The sequence below is a fragment of the Marinobacter mangrovi genome (assembly GCF_016798325.1).
GTDB classification, from domain to species: domain Bacteria; phylum Pseudomonadota; class Gammaproteobacteria; order Pseudomonadales; family Oleiphilaceae; genus Marinobacter_A; species Marinobacter_A mangrovi.
Map to the genome: position 1 here is coordinate 396,304 of NZ_JAERVO010000001.1, position 18,715 is coordinate 415,018.

16 protein-coding genes are annotated in these 18,715 nt (G+C 61.8%); 11 read left to right on the forward strand and 5 right to left on the reverse strand.

Going from position 1 to position 18,715, the window contains the following annotated elements:
- The first annotated feature begins 2 nt into the window (after positions 1-2).
- The 9 genes from nuoG (at position 3) to thpD (ending at position 11,227) form a co-directional block, all read left to right on the forward strand.
- The gene (gene nuoG / locus JL474_RS01795) at positions 3-2,768 is read left to right on the forward strand and encodes an NADH-quinone oxidoreductase subunit NuoG (protein WP_203140710.1); all 2,766 of its coding nucleotides are present in this window, start codon (positions 3-5) and stop codon (positions 2,766-2,768) included.
- On the forward strand, positions 2,765-3,745 hold the full coding sequence (gene nuoH / locus JL474_RS01800) for an NADH-quinone oxidoreductase subunit NuoH (RefSeq protein WP_203140711.1): 981 nt from the start codon (positions 2,765-2,767) through the stop codon (positions 3,743-3,745). The genes nuoG and nuoH overlap by 4 nt, the downstream gene beginning before the upstream one ends.
- A gap of 14 nt (positions 3,746-3,759) precedes the next feature.
- Positions 3,760-4,299, forward strand: coding sequence for an NADH-quinone oxidoreductase subunit NuoI (gene nuoI / locus JL474_RS01805; RefSeq protein ID WP_123633341.1), 540 nt, complete (start codon positions 3,760-3,762; stop codon positions 4,297-4,299).
- A gap of 35 nt (positions 4,300-4,334) precedes the next feature.
- Positions 4,335-4,859 carry an NADH-quinone oxidoreductase subunit J gene (gene nuoJ / locus JL474_RS01810; RefSeq protein ID WP_203140712.1) on the forward strand — a complete coding sequence of 175 codons (525 nt, stop codon included), beginning with the start codon at positions 4,335-4,337 and terminating at the stop codon, positions 4,857-4,859.
- Complete coding sequence (gene nuoK / locus JL474_RS01815) at positions 4,859-5,167, forward strand: NADH-quinone oxidoreductase subunit NuoK (protein WP_123633343.1); 309 nt, start codon at positions 4,859-4,861, stop codon at positions 5,165-5,167. The genes nuoJ and nuoK overlap by 1 nt, the downstream gene beginning before the upstream one ends.
- Before the next feature lie 8 nt (positions 5,168-5,175).
- Entirely contained in the window at positions 5,176-7,032 is a 1,857-nt protein-coding gene (nuoL, locus tag JL474_RS01820) for an NADH-quinone oxidoreductase subunit L (protein ID WP_203141281.1), read from the forward strand.
- Between the two features lie 41 nt (positions 7,033-7,073).
- Complete coding sequence (nuoM, locus tag JL474_RS01825; RefSeq protein WP_203140713.1) at positions 7,074-8,621, forward strand: NADH-quinone oxidoreductase subunit M; 1,548 nt, start codon at positions 7,074-7,076, stop codon at positions 8,619-8,621.
- On the forward strand, positions 8,618-10,057 hold the full coding sequence (gene nuoN / locus JL474_RS01830; RefSeq protein ID WP_407944039.1) for an NADH-quinone oxidoreductase subunit NuoN: 1,440 nt from the start codon (positions 8,618-8,620) through the stop codon (positions 10,055-10,057). Before nuoM ends, nuoN begins: the two co-directional genes overlap by 4 nt.
- Positions 10,058-10,276: 219 nt before the next feature.
- A complete protein-coding gene (thpD, locus tag JL474_RS01835; protein WP_203140715.1) occupies positions 10,277-11,227 on the forward strand; it encodes an ectoine hydroxylase in 951 nt (316 codons plus the stop codon).
- Here the strand turns inward: thpD and JL474_RS01840 are convergent.
- Together JL474_RS01840 and acnB are read right to left on the reverse strand one after the other, a co-directional pair.
- The gene (locus JL474_RS01840) at positions 11,224-11,685 is read right to left on the reverse strand and encodes a YchJ family protein (protein ID WP_236011963.1); all 462 of its coding nucleotides are present in this window, start codon (positions 11,683-11,685) and stop codon (positions 11,224-11,226) included. The genes thpD and JL474_RS01840 overlap by 4 nt on opposite strands.
- Positions 11,686-11,781: 96 nt before the next feature.
- Positions 11,782-14,376, reverse strand: coding sequence for a bifunctional aconitate hydratase 2/2-methylisocitrate dehydratase (acnB, locus tag JL474_RS01845; protein WP_203140716.1), 2,595 nt, complete (start codon positions 14,374-14,376; stop codon positions 11,782-11,784).
- 411 nt (positions 14,377-14,787) lie between these two features.
- Here acnB and miaE point away from each other — a divergent pair, with 411 nt between their 5' ends.
- Positions 14,788-15,402 carry a tRNA-(ms[2]io[6]A)-hydroxylase gene (gene miaE, locus JL474_RS01850; RefSeq protein ID WP_203140717.1) on the forward strand — a complete coding sequence of 205 codons (615 nt, stop codon included), beginning with the start codon at positions 14,788-14,790 and terminating at the stop codon, positions 15,400-15,402.
- 40 nt (positions 15,403-15,442) lie between these two features.
- Here miaE and JL474_RS01855 read toward each other — a convergent pair whose 3' ends face one another.
- The gene (locus JL474_RS01855; protein ID WP_203140718.1) at positions 15,443-16,324 is read right to left on the reverse strand and encodes a LysR family transcriptional regulator; all 882 of its coding nucleotides are present in this window, start codon (positions 16,322-16,324) and stop codon (positions 15,443-15,445) included.
- A 131-nt stretch (positions 16,325-16,455) separates the two neighbouring features.
- On the opposite strand from JL474_RS01855, the gene JL474_RS01860 reads away from it, so the two are divergent.
- A complete protein-coding gene (locus JL474_RS01860; RefSeq protein ID WP_123633350.1) occupies positions 16,456-17,226 on the forward strand; it encodes a ferredoxin--NADP reductase in 771 nt (256 codons plus the stop codon).
- 78 nt (positions 17,227-17,304) lie between these two features.
- On the opposite strand, the gene JL474_RS01865 is transcribed toward JL474_RS01860, so the two are convergent.
- Complete coding sequence (locus tag JL474_RS01865; RefSeq protein WP_203140719.1) at positions 17,305-18,033, reverse strand: UDP-2,3-diacylglucosamine diphosphatase; 729 nt, start codon at positions 18,031-18,033, stop codon at positions 17,305-17,307.
- Positions 18,030-18,539 (reverse strand): peptidylprolyl isomerase, encoded by a 510-nt coding sequence (locus tag JL474_RS01870; RefSeq protein ID WP_123633352.1) that lies wholly within the window; start codon positions 18,537-18,539, stop codon positions 18,030-18,032. Before JL474_RS01870 ends, JL474_RS01865 begins: the two co-directional genes overlap by 4 nt.
- Positions 18,540-18,715: the final 176 nt, after the last annotated feature.

The following is an 18,715-nucleotide window of genomic DNA, read 5'->3' on the forward strand; positions in this document are numbered from 1 at the left end:
CCATGGCAACGATCCACGTGGATGGCCGCTCCTACAGCGTCGATGGGGCCGACAACCTGTTGCACGCCTGCCTGTCGCTGGGCCTCGATATTCCGTATTTCTGCTGGCACCCGGCTATGGGCAGTGTCGGGGCCTGCCGCCAGTGTGCGGTCAAGCAGTTCAAGGACGCGGATGACGACAAGGGCATGCTGGTGATGTCTTGCATGGCGCCGGTGCAGAATGACGCGCGTATCTCGATCGATGACGAGGAAGCTCGCGAATTCCGGGCCAGTGTCGTCGAGTGGCTGATGATCAATCACCCCCACGATTGCCCGGTCTGCGAAGAGGGGGGCCATTGCCACCTGCAGGACATGACGGTGATGACCGGCCACGACCGGCGTCGCTATCGCTTCCGCAAGCGAACCCACCGCAACCAGTACCTGGGTCCGTTCATCGCCCACGAGATGAACCGCTGCATCACCTGTTACCGCTGCGTGCGCTTCTACAACGACTACGCGGGCGGGACCGACCTGGGCGCGTTTGGCGCCAACAACAACGTCTACTTCGGCCGCTACGAGGAAGGCACGCTGGAGAGTGAGTTCTCCGGCAACCTCACCGAAGTGTGTCCCACCGGCGTGTTCACCGACCAGGCCCACAGCGACCGTTACACGCGCAAGTGGGATCTGCAGTTTGCGCCGGGTATCTGCCACCAGTGCGCGGTGGGCTGCAACATCAGTCCGGGCGAGCGCTACGGCGAGATCCGCCGGATCGAAAATCGCTACCACGGCGAGGTGAACCGCTTCTTCCTGTGCGATCGCGGTCGCTTTGGCTACGGCTATGTCAATCGCAAGGACCGCCCGACCCAGCCCGAGTGGCGGGCAGAGCCGGAAGCTGAACCGGTCACCCTGGATGTGAACGCAGCGCTCGACCGGGGCAGCGATGCGCTCAGGGACGCGTATCGGGTTATTGGCATCGGCTCACCCCGCGCCAGCCTGGAGAGCAACCACCAACTGCGGGATCTGGTGGGCGAGGGTAATTTCTCCACCGGGATTGCCGCCGATGAACTGGCCTGCCTCGAGCTGATGGCGGACCTGAACCGCACCTGCGGCCTGCCGACACCAAATCTGCGGGACATCGAAGAACACGATGCCGTCCTGGTGCTGGGGGAAGACCTGATCCAGAGTGCGGCGCGCCTGGGGTTATCGGTGCGCCAGGCCGTCCTGGGGCGTCGCGAGGCGCTGGCGGAAGATCGTGGCATCCCCACCTGGAACGCCGAAGCGGTGAAAACGCTGGGGCAGGACAGCCGCTATCCGCTTTTCGTCGCTTATCCCGTGGCCACCGGGCTGGATGGCATTGCGGAGAACCGTCTGCGACTGGCTCCAGACGACATTGCGCGTTTGGGGCACGCGGTCGCGCACCGGATCGACGCCTCGGCACCGGAGGTTCCCGGGCTGGAGGCACCGCTCGCTGAAGCGGCGAATCGCATGGCCGAAGCCCTGCTGGCGGCAACCCGGCCGCTGGTGGTCAGCGGCGGGTCCCTGAATTCCACCGCCATTCTGGACGCCGCTGGCAATATCGCCCGGGCGCTGTCGCGTCGGGCTCGTATGGGCGGCTTGGCACTGGTCCGGCGTGAGGCCAACAGCACCGGCCTTCAGATGATGGGCGGGCAGACCCTGGAATGGGCGCTTGAGCAGTTGGAGGCGGAGCAGGCCGACGCATTGGTGATCCTTGAGAATGACCTGTACGAACGGCTGCCGGCCAGGCGGGTCGATCACGCGCTGTCCCGGGCCAGAACCGTGGTGGTGCTGGACCATCAGCGAACCCCGACATTGGAGCGCGCTACGTTGGCGTTGCCGGCGGCCAGTTTTGCCGAAGCCGACGGGACCTTGGTGAGTCTGGAAGGTCGGGCGCAGCGCTTCTTCCAGGTCTACGACCCGGGCTATATCCGCCCGGAGACCCGCATCCGAGAGAGCTGGCGCTGGTTGCACGCACTGGCTGCCGGTCGGCGTCGTGAGTCGATTTCGGACATCACCCTGGATCAAGTGACCCGGGACTGCGCGTGGCGACATCCGGCCCTGGCCGGCATGGTGGGGGCTGCACCGGGTGCCGATTACCGGGTGCAGGGTGTGAAGCTGGCCCGCGAGCCTCATCGTTACAGCGGCCGCACGGCGATGCGCGCCAACATTAACGTGTCCGAGCCGCGCACGCCGCAGGACCCGGATACACCGTTTGCCTTTTCCATGGAGGGCTATAACGGCTTTGACCGTCCGCGCCAATCCGTCGCCTTCGCCTGGGCGCCCGGCTGGAATTCGCCCCAGGCCTGGAACAAGTTCACCGATGAAGTGGGCGGTCACCTGCGGGCCGGGGATCCCGGCATACGCCTGCTGGAACCGGTACCCGGCCGCTACGTCTATTCCAGCAATATCCCGCAGGCCTATCGGCGTTCGGACGATGAATGGCGATTGGTGATCCTGCCGCGGTTGTTTGGTGGCGAGGAAACCTCGGCGCGCGCCGAACCTATCCAGGCGCGCGCCGGTCAGGCCTTGGCGGTGCTGTCGCCGGAGGATGCCGGTGCACTGAATATTGCCGATGGCGGCGGTGTCCGGGTGATCACCGATGACGGGCAGTGGGTGTTTCCGGTGCGCACGGAGGCGGGCTGTCCGTCCGGCCTGTTGTTCATCCCGGCCGGTGCGTATGCGGCCCTGCGAAGCGGTATGCCGGTGAGTCTCGCGGCCAGCGGTGATACGCCCCGGGATGATAAGGGTCTGACCGGGGAGGTGCGCCCATGAGCTGGCTGACACCCCAGGTCATCGACATTCTCTATGCCATGTTCCAGGCGATCGTCATCCTGCTGGCCGCCGTCCTGCTCGGTGCGGTGATGACGGTGGTGGAGCGCCGCTTGCTGGGGCTCTGGCAGGATCGCTACGGGCCCAATCGGGTCGGACCCTTCGGCTCGCTGCAGTTGATCGCGGACATGATCAAGATCTTTTTCAAGGAGGACTGGATCCCGCCGTTTGCCGACCGCAAGCTGTTCATGCTCGCACCGGCGATTGCCATGGCGTCACTGCTGCTGTCGTTCATGATCATCCCGATCACACCGGGCTGGGGCATTGCCGATCTGAACATCGGGCTGCTGTTCTTCTTCGCCATGGCCGGTATCAACGTCTACGCGGTGCTGTTCGGCGGCTGGGCGAGTGGCAACAAGTACGCCTTACTGGGCGCCATGCGGGCATCGGCCCAGACCCTGTCCTATGAAGTGTTCATGGGGCTGGCGCTGATGGGCGTGGTGGGCATCACCGGGTCGTTCAACATGCGGGAGATCGTCCAGGCCCAGGAAGGGCTGTGGTTCATCGTGCCGCAGTTCTTCGGCTTCTGTACGTTCCTGATCGCGGGTATTGCGGTGACGCACCGTCATCCCTTCGACCAGCCGGAAGCCGAGCAGGAGCTGGCGGACGGTTACCACATCGAATTCTCCAGCATGAAGTTCGGTATGTTCTTCATCGGCGAATACGTCGGCATGGTGCTGGTATCGGCGTTGATCGTGACGCTGTTCTTTGGCGGATGGCAGGGCCCCTGGCTGCCGCCGATCGTCTGGTTTGCGCTCAAGACCGCGTTTTTCCTGATGCTGTTCGTGCTATTGCGGGCCTCTCTGCCACGGCCCCGGTATGACCGGGTCATGAGCTTCGGCTGGAAGGTCTGCCTGCCGCTGACACTGATCAATCTCTTGGTCACCAGTGCGGTGATCCTGTTGGACGCACCGGGCTGAGAAGGAGGTTCGACATGCTGAAATGGCTGTTCACCGGTACCTGGTCCCAACTGCGGACCATCGGCATTGTCTTCATGCATTCGTTTCGTAAGCGCGAAACCCTGAACTATCCGGAGGAGCCGGTGCCGCTGCCACCGCGGTACCGGGGGCGTATCGTACTGACCCGGGACCCGGACGGTGAGGAACGTTGCGTGGCCTGCAACCTGTGCGCTGTGGCCTGCCCGGTAGACTGCATCTCGCTGCAGAAAGGCGAGAAGGATGACGGTCGCTGGTACCCTGAATTTTTCCGCATCAACTTTTCCCGCTGCATTTTCTGCGGCATGTGTGAGGAGGCTTGTCCGACGTCGGCGATCCAGCTCACACCGGATTTCGAGATGGCCGAGTACGAGCGCCAGGAGCTGGTCTACGAGAAGGAAGACCTGCTGATCAGCGGGCCCGGCAAGGACCACGACTACCACTTCTACAAGGTGGCGGGTCTGTCGATTGCCGGCAAGGACAAGGGCAAGGCCCAGAACGAAGACGAACCGATCGACGTGAAGACGCTGCTGCCCTGAATTTCCGGGCAGCGCGCCAGCCAGAGGACGGACCTATGGAGTTGGCCTTTTACCTCGGTGGACTGGTGGCGGTGATTGCCACGCTGGGGGTGATTACCGGCACCAATGCCGTGCATTCGCTGCTGAACCTGATTGTCTCGCTGATTGCCGTCGCCATCGTGTTCTTTGCGCTGGGCGCGCCCTTTGCCGGGGCTTTGGAAATCATCGTCTATGCCGGGGCGATCATGGTGCTGTTCGTGTTCGTGGTGATGATCCTGAACCTGGGGCAGGGCGCGGTGGAACAGGAGCGCCTGTGGCTGCAGGCGCGGACCTGGATCCTGCCGGCGATTTTGTCGCTGGTCCTGCTGGGCACGTTGCTGGTCACCCTGTCGGCCGGCGATGGCGGGCGGATGATCAGCGGCGACATGCTGACCGCCAAAGCCGTGGGCCGCACCCTGTTCGGGCCGTGGCTGCTGGTGGTGGAGCTGGCAGCGATGTTGCTGTTGGCCGGTCTGGTGACCGCATCGCACGTGGGCCGACTGCCGCGCGACCGCCGGGACGACAAAAAGGGAGGGAATTGATGAACGGCATTCCCATGGAACACGGGCTGGCCCTGGCGGCGGTGCTGTTTGCGCTGGGCCTCGCGGGGTTGATGTTCCGCCGCAATATGGTCTTCGTGTTGATGAGTCTGGAGGTGATGCTCAACGCCGCCGGTTTGGCGTTCATCGTGGCGGGCACCGCCTGGGGGCAGCCGGAAGGGCAGGCCATGTTCCTGCTGGTGATCACCCTGGCCGCGGCGGAAGCCAGTGTGGCGCTGGCGTTATTGATCCAGCTCTACCATCGCTTCAAGACGCTCGACACCGATAAAGCCAGCGGGATGCGAGGATGACGATGGCCCTGACCCTGTTGCCCCTGACATTCCTGTTTCCCCTGGCCGGCTGCCTGATCCTGGCGCTGGGCTATCGCCATCTGGGCGAGCGGGCCAGCGCGGCGGTGGGTTACACCAGTGTTGGCCTCGCGGCCCTGGTGACCGTGTTCATCGTCATCGATTTCATGTTCGGCGACCAGACGCCCCAGCGGCTGACACTGTGGACCTGGGTCGCGGTGGACCATTTCCGACCCACGATCGGCCTGATGCTGGACGGCCTCGCGATCACCATGCTGGGTGTGATCACCGGCGTCGGCTTCCTGATCCACCTGTTCGCAGCCTGGTATATGCGTGGCGAGGAGGGCATCACCCGCTTCTTCGCCTACATGAACCTGTTTGTCTTCAGCATGGTGCTGCTGGTGCTGGGGGACAACCTGTTGCTGCTGTTCCTGGGCTGGGAAGGCGTGGGCCTGTGCAGCTACCTGCTGATTGGTTACTACTACGAGCACACCGAGAACGGCATGGCGGCGTTCAAGGCTTTCGTTGTGACCCGGATCGGGGACATCTTCCTCGCCATCGGCCTGTTCCTGCTGTTCACCGAGCTGGGCACGCTGGACATCGCCACGATTCTCGATAAAGCGCCGGCACTCTGGCAGAAGGGCAATCCGGTCGTCGAAGCCGCCGCCTTGCTGCTGCTGGGTGGGGCGCTCGGCAAATCCGCCCAGCTGCCGCTCCACACCTGGCTGGCCGACGCCATGGCCGGTCCCACACCGGTCTCGGCGTTGATCCACGCCGCCACCATGGTCACCGCCGGGGTGTACCTGATCGCCCGCATGCACGGGCTCTACGACCTGGCCCCCACGGCGCAGTACATCGTCGGGCTGATCGGCGCGCTGACGTTGCTGATCGCGGGTTTTGCGGCGCTGGCCCAAACCGACATCAAGCGCATTCTGGCCTATTCCACCATGAGCCAAATCGGCTACATGTTCCTGGCGCTGGGCGTGGGCGCCTACAGTGCCGCCATTTTCCACCTGATGATCCATGCCTTCTTCAAGGCGCTGCTGTTCCTGTCGGCCGGCGCAGTCATCATCAGCTGCCACCACGAGCAGGAGATGGCCCGACTGGGTGGGTTGTGGCGCAAGCTGCCATTGGCCTATGCCGGGTTCGTGATCGGCGGGGCGGCCCTGGCCGCGCTGCCCCTGGTGACCGCCGGTTTCTACAGCAAGGACGAGATCCTCTGGGAGGCCTTTGCGGCGAAGCAAAGCGGTTTGTTGGCAGCCGGGCTCGTGGGCGCGTTGCTGACCTCGTTCTACACCCTGCGCCTGATCGTTGGGACCTTCCACGGCGAACCGGGCAGCGACAAGGCCCGGCACGCGGATCCTGGCAAGGGCATCCAGCACGGCCTGCCGCTGATCGTGTTGATGGTGCTGTCGACCTTTATCGGGGCGGGGATCACGCCGCCGCTTTCGGACGTCTTGCCGGCGGGACCGGGCGAAGCCACCGAGTCGGGGCATACGGCGCTGGAGCTGATGGCGTCCGCCACGGCGATGGGTGGGGTATTGATCGCCGGATGGCTGTTCCTGTTCCGGCGGGCATGGCTGGGCCGGGTCGTCGCCCGCGGCCCGGGGGCCTGGTTGTGGCACCTCTGGCACAACGCCTGGGGATTCGATGCGCTGTTCGACCGGTTGTTGGTCCGGCCTTATAAGGTCCTGGTGCGATGGCTGCGAGGCGACTTGATCGACGCGCTTTTTATGATCCTCGCCGCGCTGGTGCGGGTTTGTAATGCGGTGTTGGTCAGAACCCAGACCGGCCGGCTGCGGACCTACGCCACCTCCATGGTGCTCGGGGCCGCTCTGGTGCTGCTGGCGCTGGCGATGGGGTACTGAATGGCTGAAGGGATGACACTGATGCAGGAGCACAAGGCACTATGATTCTCGTCTGGCTGATCCTGATCCCGTTTATTGGCGGGCTGTTCTGCTGGCGTGCCGAGCGCTGGGGCGACAAGGTGCCGCGTTGGATTGCGCTGGCCACCATGCTGTTGGTGCTGATCACCACGCTGGTGCTCTGGTGGCAGGGCGATTACCAGTTGCCCAAGACTGGCAGCCCCGAGGCCGTGCGCTGGGCGATTGAATGGCATGTGCCGTGGATACCGCGCTTCGGCATCGATATTCACCTGGCGATGGACGGCCTGTCGCTGATCCTGATTGCGCTGACCGGCCTGCTGGGGGCGCTGGCGGTGATCTGCTCCTGGAAGGAGATCTCCAACCGGGTCGGTTTCTTTCACCTGAACCTGCTCTTTATCCTCGGCGGGGTGGTGGGTGTGTTCCTGTCCATCGACCTGTTCCTGTTCTTCTGTTTCTGGGAAATGATGCTGGTCCCCATGTACTTCCTGATCGCCCTGTGGGGACACAGCGGCTCCGCCGGCAAGACCCGGATCCGGACGGCGACCAAGTTCTTCATCTACACCCAGGCCAGCGGGCTATTGATGCTGGTGGCTATCCTGGCGCTGGTCTTTGCCCATCACGCCAGCAGCGGCGTCTACACCTTCAGCTACCTGGAGTTGCTGGGTACACCCATGTCCGAGACGTTTGCCTACTGGCTGATGCTGGGTTTCTTTATCGCGTTCGCGGTGAAGCTGCCGGTGGTGCCGCTGCACGGCTGGTTGCCGGACGCCCACGCCCAGGCGCCGACGGCAGGCAGCGTGGATCTGGCGGGGATTCTGCTGAAGACGGCGGCCTACGGCATGCTGCGCTTCTGCCTGCCTCTGTTCCCGGAGGCCTCACAGGCGTTCGCCCCGGTGGCGATGGCGCTCGGGGTGATCGGTATCTTCTACGGGGCGCTGCTGGCGGCCGGTCAGCAGGACGTCAAACGGTTGATTGCCTACACCAGCATCTCCCACATGGGGTTCGTGCTGATCGGCATCTACGCCGGCACATCCATTGCCCTGCAAGGGGTGATCGTGTTGATGGTCGCCCACGCGTTCTCGGCCGCCGGCCTGTTCATACTCAGTGGTCAGCTCTATGAGCGGGTGCATACCCGCGATTTGCGACTGATGGGCGGCCTTTGGGGGCGCATCGACAAACTGCCGGTGTTCACACTCTGCTTTGTGGCCGCCTCGCTGGGCATGCCGGGCACGGCCAATTTCATCGGTGAATTCCTGGTGCTTTTCGGCACTTTCCCGGTGGCGCCGATCGTGACCGTACTGGCCAGTGTCAGCATGGTGCTGGCGGTGCTCTATTCGTTGCTGATCATGCAGCGCGTCCACTTCGGACCGCCACAGGGGGAAGTGCATTTCTCCGGGCTCGACTGGCGGGAATATTCCATGATGCTGAGTCTGGTGGCCCTGGTGCTTTTCTTCGGGTTTTATCCGCAGCTGCTGGTGGATACGACACTGGCCGTGACCAATGAAGTTCACCAGCTGTTTACCTCCGGCGCCGTGGGCGCGGCCATTCAATCCCTGGCGGAGGCGCGCTGATGCTGACGAAGACCGACATGATGGCATTGACCCCCGTCATCCTGGTGTGCGCCACGGCGATCACCGTGATGCTCGGCATCGCCTGGCGCCGTCAGCACGCGGTAACGGTCCTGGTCTCGGCCGTCGGGTTGAATATCGCGTTGCTGTCGCTGTTCCTGTTCGGAGAGCTGGGGACGGTGCGCACGCCCATGCTGGTTTTTGACGGCGTGACGATACTGGGGATGGGCATGGTGCTGGTGTCGTCGCTGGCCTGTGCCACCTTCAGTCACGCCTATCTGGACGGCTATCCGGGGGCCCGGGAAGAGTTCTACCTGTTGCTGCTGTGTGCCGCTGCCGGCGGCATGGTGCTGACCGCCGCGGACCATCTCGCCACGCTGTTCTTCGGCCTGGAACTGCTGTCCATGCCGCTCTACGGGATGCTGGCGTACACCTTCCGCGACCGTAATTCTCTGGAGGCCGGGATCAAGTACCTGGTGTTGTCGGCCACCGCCACCGCCTTCCTGTTGTTCGGGATGGCGCTGCTGTATGCGCAGACGGGGCATCTGGATATTCCGGGCCTGGTCGAAGGGATGAGTGGTGGTGTCGGGCCCTGGGCACTCGCGGGCGTCGGGCTGGTGCTGGTGGGCCTGTGTTTCAAGTTGTCGATTATTCCGTTCCATCTCTGGACGCCGGACGTCTATCAGGGCGGGCCGGGGCCGGCGGTGACGTTCCTGGCCACGGCCAGCAAGGTGGCGGCGTTTATCGTCCTGTTGCGGATCGTCGAAGCGATCCCGGCGTTTCATGGCGCGCAGGCCCAGACGCTGTTGGCGGGCCTGGCGTTACTGACCATGCTGGCCGGCAATGTGCTGGCGCTGCTCCAGGCCAACATCAAACGCCTGCTGGGGTATTCCTCCATCGCTCACTTCGGCTACCTGCTGGTTGCAATCGTGGTGGCGGACAAGCTGGCGGTGGAAACCGGCGGTATTTACCTGATCACTTATCTGGTCACCACATTGGGGGCCTTCGGGGTCGTGACCCTGCTGTCGAGCCCCTACGGCGGCGACGATGCCTCGGCATTGCATCACTATCGCGGCCTGTTCTGGCGTCGGCCTTATCTGGCGGCGGTGCTCACGGTCGCCATGCTCTCACTGGCAGGCATCCCGTTTACCGCCGGTTTCATCGGCAAGTTCTACATCATCGCGCTGGGCGTGGAAGCGCAACGCTGGTGGCTGGTGGCCGGCATCGTGCTGGGCAGTGCCATCGGCCTGTATTACTACCTGCGGGTCACCATCACCCTCTACCTGATGGAGCCCGGTATGCAGCGGCGGGATGCACCCAATGACTGGGGGCTCCGGGCCGGAGGCCTGGTGGTCTTGCTGCTGGCGGTGCTGATGATCCTGATGGGCGTTTATCCGGCACCTGTGGTGCACTGGATGTCATTGCTGTCCCTGGCCTGAGGGTTGGCGGTGTGTCAACTCTGGCGATCCTTGATGTTCTCAATCGATGTCCTCAAGTCTGGTGGTATCGGGCCGAAGGCCCCCATACGCAGAGCCGACAATGCTCCGGATACCGTCGGGTATCTGCCTGATTTTGCATTACGGGTTGTGGTTTACCTGATGTCACTCCGGATCGGCTGACATTTCCCTGCCAAGCAGGAAAATCGAGGTTAATCCGCTATGACAAACTCAAAAGATCCGTTTCCTTCACGCCTGAAAGAAAAGAAAGCACCGTTTGTTCGCACGGACCCCATTGTGCACGCACGCAACCAGTGGCGTTGGGAAGGTCCGTTGGACGAGGTGGCACTGTCGCGCTATGAGCGCGACGGGTTCCTCTGGTTCAGCGGCTTTTTCTCCCAGGAACAGATGACGCCGTTTTTCGATGAGCTGAAGGCGATGGCCAAGGACAAGGCGCTGATGAAGTCGGAACAGGTCATCACCGATCCCAACTCGGGAGACATCCGCTCCGTGTTCGGCATGCATCAGCTCTCCGATCATTTTGACCGCCTGACTCGCGATCCGCGCATTCTCGGTATGGTGCGCCAGTTGCTGGGCAGCGAGGTCTATATCCACCAGTCCCGGATCAACGACAAGTTCGGTTTCCAGGGCAGCGGGTTCGATTGGCACTCGGATTTCGAGACCTGGCACGCCGAGGATGGCATGCCGAGAATGCGGGCCGTCAGTGCGTCCCTGATGCTGACGGACAACAACGAGTTCAACGGCCCGCTGATGCTGATTCCCGGGTCACACCGCTGGTTCGTGCCCTGCGTCGGGGAGACGCCCGATATGAACTGGACGGATTCGCTGAAGGCTCAGCGCCTTGGCGTGCCGGATCGGGAATCCCTGGCCAAGTTGGCTGACCAGGGCGGTATCCAGGCACCGAAGGGACCGGCCGGCTCGTTGCTTCTGTTCGAGTGCAACACGTTGCACGCGTCCAACGAGAACATGTCACCCTGGCCGCGCTCGAACCTGTTTTTCGTGTATAACAGCGTCGAAAACACGCTGGGAGAGCCCTACGCCGCACCCCGGGCTCGCCCGGAATTCCTGGCCGCCCGGGAAGAGTGTGAGAGCCTGACCATGTATGACGAGTTCCCGGAACTGGCCAACCAGGGCGTCAGTCCGTTGCACTAGTCCTTCCGGGTTAGACAGCAGGCCTTGAATTTACGGCCGCTCCCGCAGGGGCAGCGGTCGTTACGCCCGGGCTTGAGGAGCCCCTGTTCCGGTCTGCCGCTGTGATAGAACCAGTGAGCGTCCTGCTGGTAGAACGTGGACGTTTCTTCGAGGTATCCCCACTGGCCCCGTTCCCTGAAAACCGCGCGAAAATGCACCGAGCCTTCGTGACCGAACTGCTCGCTGCTGAAAATTTGCAGGCTGGTCCAGTCCGGCGCGTCCGACAGATCCAGGTCTTTTGGCCGTGTTTCCGGGTGCCAGGACCTGAGAAGGTAGGGGACGTCCTTCAGGACAAAAGCACTGAACCGGGACCGCATGAGCGCTTCCGGGGAAGAAGCCGGTGCACCGGCATGAAGTGGTCCGCAACAGCCGCCATAGGTGGTACCGCTTCCGCAAGGGCAGGTTTGGTCCTGATCCATATCGAATTCTCCCGATGACACTGGAAACGAAAAAAAACGCCAGCTCAGGGAGCTGGCGTTTTTTCGGGCTGGGCCCAATGGAGTCTACCCGAAGGCTCAGGCCACAGTGGCTTCTGAGGCCTTCTTGGTGTAGTTCTCCATCTGGTCGAAGTTGAGATAGCGATAGATCTCTTTCGACATGCTGTTCAGGTCCTTGGCGTACTCCATGTACTCCGCCGGAGTCGGGAGTTTGCCCAGTACCGCACCAACCGCGGCCAGCTCGGCAGAGGTCAGGTACACGTTGGCACCATCACCGAGACGGTTCGGGAAGTTACGGGTGGAGGTGGACAGGACCGTGGACTTCGGTGCGACCCGCGCCTGGTTACCCATGCACAGGGAGCAGCCCGGCATCTCGGTGCGGACACCGGCGGTGCCGTAGGTGTTGAAGTAGCCTTCTTCCATCAGCTGCTCCTGGTCCATCTTGGTCGGCGGAGACATCCACAGACGGGTGCTCAACGCGCCCTTGTGTTGCTCCAGCAGCTTACCCGCAGCGCGGAAGTGACCGATGTTGGTCATGCAGGAACCGATGAACACTTCGTCCACCTTGTCGCCGGCGACTTCGGACAGGAACTTGGCATCGTCCGGGTCGTTCGGGCAGCAGACGATCGGCTCCTTGATGTCGGCCAGGTCGATCTCGATGACGTGAGAGTACTCGGCGTCCTTGTCGGCACGCATCAGGCTCGGGTTGGCCAGCCACTCTTCCATCTTCTGGGCACGACGCTCCAGGGTGCGCGGATCGCCATAACCTTCGGCAATCATCCAGCGCAGCATCACGATGTTGGAGCGCAGGTACTCAGCCACGGAATCTTCGGACAGGTTGATGGTGCAACCGGCCGCGGAACGCTCGGCAGAGGCGTCAGACAGCTCGAACGCCTGCTCGACGGTCAGGTGCTCCAGGCCTTCGATTTCCAGGATGCGACCGGAGAATTCGTTGATCTTGCCCTTCTTCTCAACGGTCAGCATGCCTTGCTTGATGCCGTAAAGCGGAATCGCGTGGACCAGGTCACGCAGGGTGATACCCGGCTGCATGTCGCCCTTGAAGCGCACCAGAACGGATTCCGGCATATCCAGCGGCATCACACCGGTCGCCGCGGCAAACGCCACCAGACCGGAACCGGCCGGGAAGGAGATGCCCATCGGGAAACGGGTGTGGGAGTCACCACCGGTACCGACGGTGTCCGGCAGCAGCATGCGGTTCAGCCAGGAGTGGATGATGCCGTCACCCGGACGCAGGGCGACGCCGCCACGGGTCTGGATGAAGTCCGGCATGGTGTGCTGCATTTCCACGTCGACCGGCTTCGGATAGGCCGCTGTGTGGCAGAAGGACTGCATGACCAGGTCAGACTGGAAGCCCAGGCAGGCCAGGTCTTTCAGCTCGTCCCGGGTCATCGGGCCGGTGGTGTCCTGGGAACCGACGGTGGTCATTTCCGGCTCGCAGTAAGTGCCCGGGCGAACGCCTTTGCCTTCTTCCAGGCCGCAGGCCTTGCCGACCATCTTCTGGGCCAGGGTGAAGCCCTTGGTGCCGGCTTCCGGATCTTTCGGCAGACGGAACACGTCGGTGGCGCCCAGACCCAGTGCTTCGCGGGCCTTGTTGGTCAGGCCACGACCGATGATCAGCGGGATACGACCGCCGGCCTGAACTTCGTCCAGGATCACTTCGGACTTGAAGTCGAACTCGGAGATGGTCTCACCGGCTTCGTTCAGGATCTTGCCTTCGTACGGGCGAATGTCGATGACGTCGCCCATGTTCATGTTGTCGACCGGAGCCTCGAATACCAGGGCGCCCGCGTCTTCCATGGTGTTGAAGAAGATCGGAGCCACCTTGTTCCCGATGCAGACACCACCGGCGCGCTTGTTCGGCACACCCGGGATGTCTTCGCCGAAGTACCACAGCACGGAGTTGGTGCCGGATTTACGGGAGGAACCGGTGCCCACAACGTCACCCACGAAGGCAACCGGCAGACCCTTGGACTGGATCTCCTCGATCTGCTTGATCGGGCCGGTCACGCCGGGCTCTTCCGGCTTCAGGCCATCGCGTTCCATCTTGTACATGGCGCGGGCGTGCAACGGGATATCCGGGCGGGACCAGGCATCCGGAGCCGGGGACAGGTCGTCGGTGTTGGTTTCACCGGTTACCTTGAAGACCACCATCTTGGTGCTCTCGGGGACCTTCTTCTTGTTGGTGAACCACTCGGCATTGGCCCAGGATTCGATGACGGATTTGGCAACGGCGTTGCCGGCGTCCATCTTTTCCTTGACGTCGTTGAAGGCGTCAAACATCAGCAGGGTTTTCTTCAGCTGCTTACCGGCCAGTTCGGCCAGTTCCGCGTTATCCAGCAGCTCGACCAGCGTGGCGATGTTGTAGCCACCCTGCATCATGCCCAGCAGCTCGACGGCCTTGTTCTTGTCGATCAGGGGAGAGGACGCTTCGTCCTTGACGATGGCGGTCAGGAAAGCGGCCTTGACATAGGCGGCTTCGTCAACGCCCGGCGGAATGCGATTTTCCAGCAGGTAAACCAGTTCCTCTTCTTCACCGGCCGGCGGGTTCTTCAGCAGCTCAACCAGTGCAGCCGTTTGCTCGGCGTTCAGGGGCTTGGGAGGAATGCCCAGTGCCGCGCGCTCTTCAACGTGTTTACGATACTCTTCTAACACGGTAAGACCCTCATCAGTTTGGAGACCCTGCTGTGTACAAAGGAGGCACTGAATAAATAGATTACGGTTCCTTCCAGACGGCGCGCGGCGAGAGCGGGGAAGGGCAAGTTACTTATTCAGTGGCTCCTGTTGAATTGCAGGGGGTTATTGGTGACCCGGGCATCGACTCTGATGTCCAGGCAGTGTCCCGTCCGGCTAATTCACTCGTTTCAGGGCGTGCCGATCACTGGGTCAGGGCGACCCGCGAGAGGCAACGGATGAATGAGCTAGCCCCACAGGACTCCGGTTACAGGCACGGAATTCTATCGGAAATCACTGACAAAGTTAAGATGGACTCATGTGGGTGAGTTTGTCATGCGACTCCATGGGCTTGTGTATAATGCGCCGCGAACACAGCCAGATAATGGAATTATGCAATCCGCTCTCGACGATATTCACGCCTTCCTTCCCTGTCGCACCCCGGACACCTGGATCGGGAATGCGCTGGAAAATCAGGAAGTTTTGCTGATTGACCACGCCCACTGCGAGAAAAAGGCGGCGTCGACAGCGCTCAGCCTGATGTATCGCTATGTGGACAATCCTGACCTGCTGCACAAGATGTCGCGTTTGGCCCGTGAAGAGCTGCGCCACTTCGAGCAGGTGCTCTCGATCATGAAAAAGCGGGGCGTGACCTACGACCACCTGACGCCCGCTCGTTACGCGGCCGAACTGCGCAAGGAGGTCCGTAGCGATGATCCGGGACGGCTGGTCGATGTCCTGATTGTTGGCGCCATTATTGAGGCCCGGTCTTGCGAACGGTTTGCTGCGCTGGCGCCGCACCTGGATGAGACGCTGGCAGACTTCTACACCAGTCTGCTCAAATCCGAAGCGCGGCATTACCGGGATTATCTGACGCTGGCGGAGAAGGCGGCCGGGACATCCATCAGCGATCGTGTGGAAATCTTCCTTAATATAGAGAAGGACCTGATCGAACGACCGGACAGCGAATTCCGCTTCCACAGCGGGCCGGTAACGTCTCCTCTATAGACTGAAGGGAATCGTACCGGCGCACTTCATTCGGCGATTGTTAAAGCTCCCGGCACAGCTCCATCCAGCGGCCGATCCCCGCACTGCGGTATTTCTGCCGGTGCAGGATGAAGTAGAACTGCCGGTCGAATTTGCGATAGTCCGGCACGCTCAGCGGCACCAGACTGCCGCGCCGGAAGGCGTCCGCCAGGCAGACCCGTGACAGGCAGCCAATACCCAGGTTGGCTTCCACCGCCCGTTTGATCGCTTCGGTGTGCTCCAGTTCCAGCAGGATATTGAGATCCGGCAGGATGCCGTGCATGCCGCGCTCGAAGGTCTGACGCGTACCGGAGCCGAGTTCCCGCATGACCCAGGTCGCCTGGACCAGATCCTCGTCCGTCAGTGTTGCCCGATCAGCGAGCGGGTGTTCTGGCGAGCAGAACACCACCAGTTCATCAGAGCGCCAGGGAATGACCTCCAGATCGTCCGATTGCAGCTCGCCCTCGATCAGCCCGATGTCCAGCTCGAAATCTTTCACCCGACGCGCGACCGTGCTGGTGTTGGCCACTTCCAGCGATACCTTGGCGTGCGGCTGGGCGCGCATGTAGCGGGCCATGACGCCGACGGCCAGGTAGTTGCCGATGGTGAGCGTGGCGCCGACTTTCAGGGCGCCGACTTCGGTGTGCTGGTCCAGCGCCAGTTCCAGCTCCCGGCCTCGGGCCAGCAACGCCTCTACCTGAGGTCGGAACAGTCGGCCCAACTCATTCAGCTGTAAGCGTTTTCCGATACGGTCGAACAGCTGGATGTCGAACTGGGACTCCAGTTCCTTGAGTGCACTGCTGGCTGCGGACTGTGACATGGCCAGTGATTCCGCGGCTCGCGTGATGTTCTGGGTGTTGGCAGCCGCCAGAAAAACTTCCAGTTGGCGGAAGGTGTATCTCATTATCGGTATTTCCGAATAAGGTTATGAAAATATCCCATTTTGTCGATAGGTTACTCCTGCGGTAAGCTGTGCTCAACTTTCAGGCGTACAAACGCCCAACACAGATACAGCTGCTTCAGGAATAGATCGTTATGAGCAATATGAATCGCGAAACTGTCACCAGCGTTCGCCACTGGAACGACACGCTGTTCAGCTTTACGACCAGCCGGGATCCCGGTTTCCGCTTCAAGAACGGTCATTTCATCATGATTGGTCTGGAGCAGGAGGGGAAACCCCTGATGCGCGCCTATAGCATCGCCAGCGCCAACTACGAGGAAGAGCTGGAGTTTTTCTCCATCAAGGTGCAGGACGGCCCGCTGACTTCGAAGCTGCAGAAAATTCAGGTGGGTGACGAAATCCTGGTGAGCCGCAAGCCAACGGGGACGCTGGTGGTCGATCACCTGCTGCCGGGCCGCAACCTGTACCTGATCAGCACCGGTACCGGTCTGGCGCCGTTCCTGAGCATTATCAAGGATCCGGAAGTGTACGAGCGCTTCGACAAGGTGATCCTGACCCACGGTGTGCGCCACGTGTCCGAGCTGGCCTACCAGGACGAAATCAGCGGTCTGCCGGAGAACGAATACTTCGGCGAAATGGTCCAGGGCAAGCTGCTTTACTACCCGACTGTGACCCGCGAGGAATTCCGCAACCAGGGTCGTCTGACGGACCTGATGGAAAGCGGTAAGCTGATGTCCGATCTGGGGCTGCCGGCCTTCAACAAGGAAGACGACCGCTTCATGATCTGCGGCAGTCCGAGCATGCTCAAGGACACCTGCGCCATCCTCGACGCCCAGGGCTTTGAGGAAGCACGTCACGGTGACCTCGGTCACTATGTGATCGAGCGGGCCTTCGTGGAGCGCTGATGCGCGAATGACTCTGGCCTGGCTCAACAAAAAAGGGACCTTGGCGGTCCCTTTTTTGTGCTTGCATGATAGGCGGAATCAGCGGAAGGCTTCCTTCTTGAGTTCCGGCGCCTGATCCGGGCCAACTTCGATCCACCACACATGGGAATCCCAGTCGCCCAGCACAAAACGCTGGGCCGGTTCGCCGTTGGCTTCCAGATCGTGGATGGCAGGGCGGTGGGTATGGCCGTGGATCAGACGCTGCACGCCATGCTCCTCCATTACCCGGACTACTTCATCTTTCGTGACATCCATGATGTCTTCTTTCTTGCCCTGATTCTTCGCCATGCTCATTTCCCGCAATTGCCGGGCGACCACCTGACGGTCCGCCAGGGGGCGCTTCAGGAACATCGCCTGCCACTGAGGGTTGCGCATGTTGGCGCGGAACTTCTGGTACTCGACGTCGGCGGTGCACAGGCTGTCGCCGTGCATGAGCAGGGTGGGCGTGCCGTAGAGGTCGACCACCGTCGGGTCGTCGAGCAGGGTGCCGCCGACCCGGTTGCAGTAGTCCTCGCCGATCAGGAAATCCCGGTTGCCATGCATCAGGAATAAATCGACGCCCTGGTCGGTCAATGACTTGAGGGCGGCCGCCACTTCATCCTGCAGCGGCGTGTGCTCGTCGTCGCCGATCCAGGCCTCGAAGAAGTCGCCCAGGATGTACAGCGTCTCGGCGTGGACCGCTTTGTCTTTCAGGAAGCCAAGAAAGGCGTCGGTGATGTCCCGACGCTCTTCCTCCAGGTGAAGGTCCGATATAAAGAGCGTGGTCACGCCGCGCCTCCGTCCTCCAGGACTTCGGCAGACTCGATCACCACGTCTTCAGCCGGCACGTCCTGGTGACCCTGGCGCATGGTGGTGCGGACGCCGCGAATGTTGTTGACGGTATCCATGCCTTCAACCACTTTGCCGAACACGCAGTAACCCCAACCCTCGGCGGTTTCCGCGGTGTGATCCAGGAAGCCGTTGTTTTCGACATTAATAAAGAACTGGGCGGTGGCGGAATGTGGATCCATGGTCCGTGCCATGGCGACGGCGCCGATCATGTTGCTCAGGCCGTTGTTGGCTTCGTTCTTGATCGGCTCGCGGGTCTTGCGGGGCACCATACCGGGTTCAAAGCCGCCGCCCTGAACCATGAAGTTGCCGATGACACGGTGGAAGATCAGGCCGTCGTAAAAGCCGTCGCGCACATACTGTTCAAAGTTGGCGGCGGTTTTCGGGGCTTTGTCGTGGTCCAGCTCGATCTTGATGTCACCGTGGTTGGTTTTCAGCAGAATCATCGGGGGTTCCTGTGTTGGTCTCGCGTTAAAACGTTCATTTCCGGGCACGCTGCTCCCCGGAAACCGGATCGTCAAAAAAAGTTAAGGTAAATTGTACGCGCTCGCGCCGCCGGATGCATGAGATACGGCCTCATCTATGCGTATAATAGCGGTTTTCCATCGACCACCAATTCAGA

Bases quoted from the DNA above. Each gene is read 5' to 3' on its own strand.
- thpD (WP_203140715.1), top strand. From the start codon at position 10,277: ATGACAAACTCAAAAGATCCGTTTCCTTCACGCCTGAAAGAAAAGAAA.
- nuoM (WP_203140713.1), top strand. From the start codon at position 7,074: ATGATTCTCGTCTGGCTGATCCTGATCCCGTTTATTGGCGGGCTGTTC.
- JL474_RS01840 (WP_236011963.1), bottom strand. From the start codon at position 11,685: ATGGATCAGGACCAAACCTGCCCTTGCGGAAGCGGTACCACCTATGGC.
- nuoJ (WP_203140712.1), top strand. From the start codon at position 4,335: ATGGAGTTGGCCTTTTACCTCGGTGGACTGGTGGCGGTGATTGCCACG.
- miaE (WP_203140717.1), top strand. From the start codon at position 14,788: ATGCAATCCGCTCTCGACGATATTCACGCCTTCCTTCCCTGTCGCACC.
- nuoH (WP_203140711.1), top strand. From the start codon at position 2,765: ATGAGCTGGCTGACACCCCAGGTCATCGACATTCTCTATGCCATGTTC.
- JL474_RS01855 (WP_203140718.1), bottom strand. From the start codon at position 16,324: ATGAGATACACCTTCCGCCAACTGGAAGTTTTTCTGGCGGCTGCCAAC.
- nuoK (WP_123633343.1), top strand. From the start codon at position 4,859: ATGAACGGCATTCCCATGGAACACGGGCTGGCCCTGGCGGCGGTGCTG.
- JL474_RS01870 (WP_123633352.1), bottom strand. From the start codon at position 18,539: ATGATTCTGCTGAAAACCAACCACGGTGACATCAAGATCGAGCTGGAC.
- nuoG (WP_203140710.1), top strand. From the start codon at position 3: ATGGCAACGATCCACGTGGATGGCCGCTCCTACAGCGTCGATGGGGCC.
- nuoI (WP_123633341.1), top strand. From the start codon at position 3,760: ATGCTGAAATGGCTGTTCACCGGTACCTGGTCCCAACTGCGGACCATC.
- JL474_RS01860 (WP_123633350.1), top strand. From the start codon at position 16,456: ATGAGCAATATGAATCGCGAAACTGTCACCAGCGTTCGCCACTGGAAC.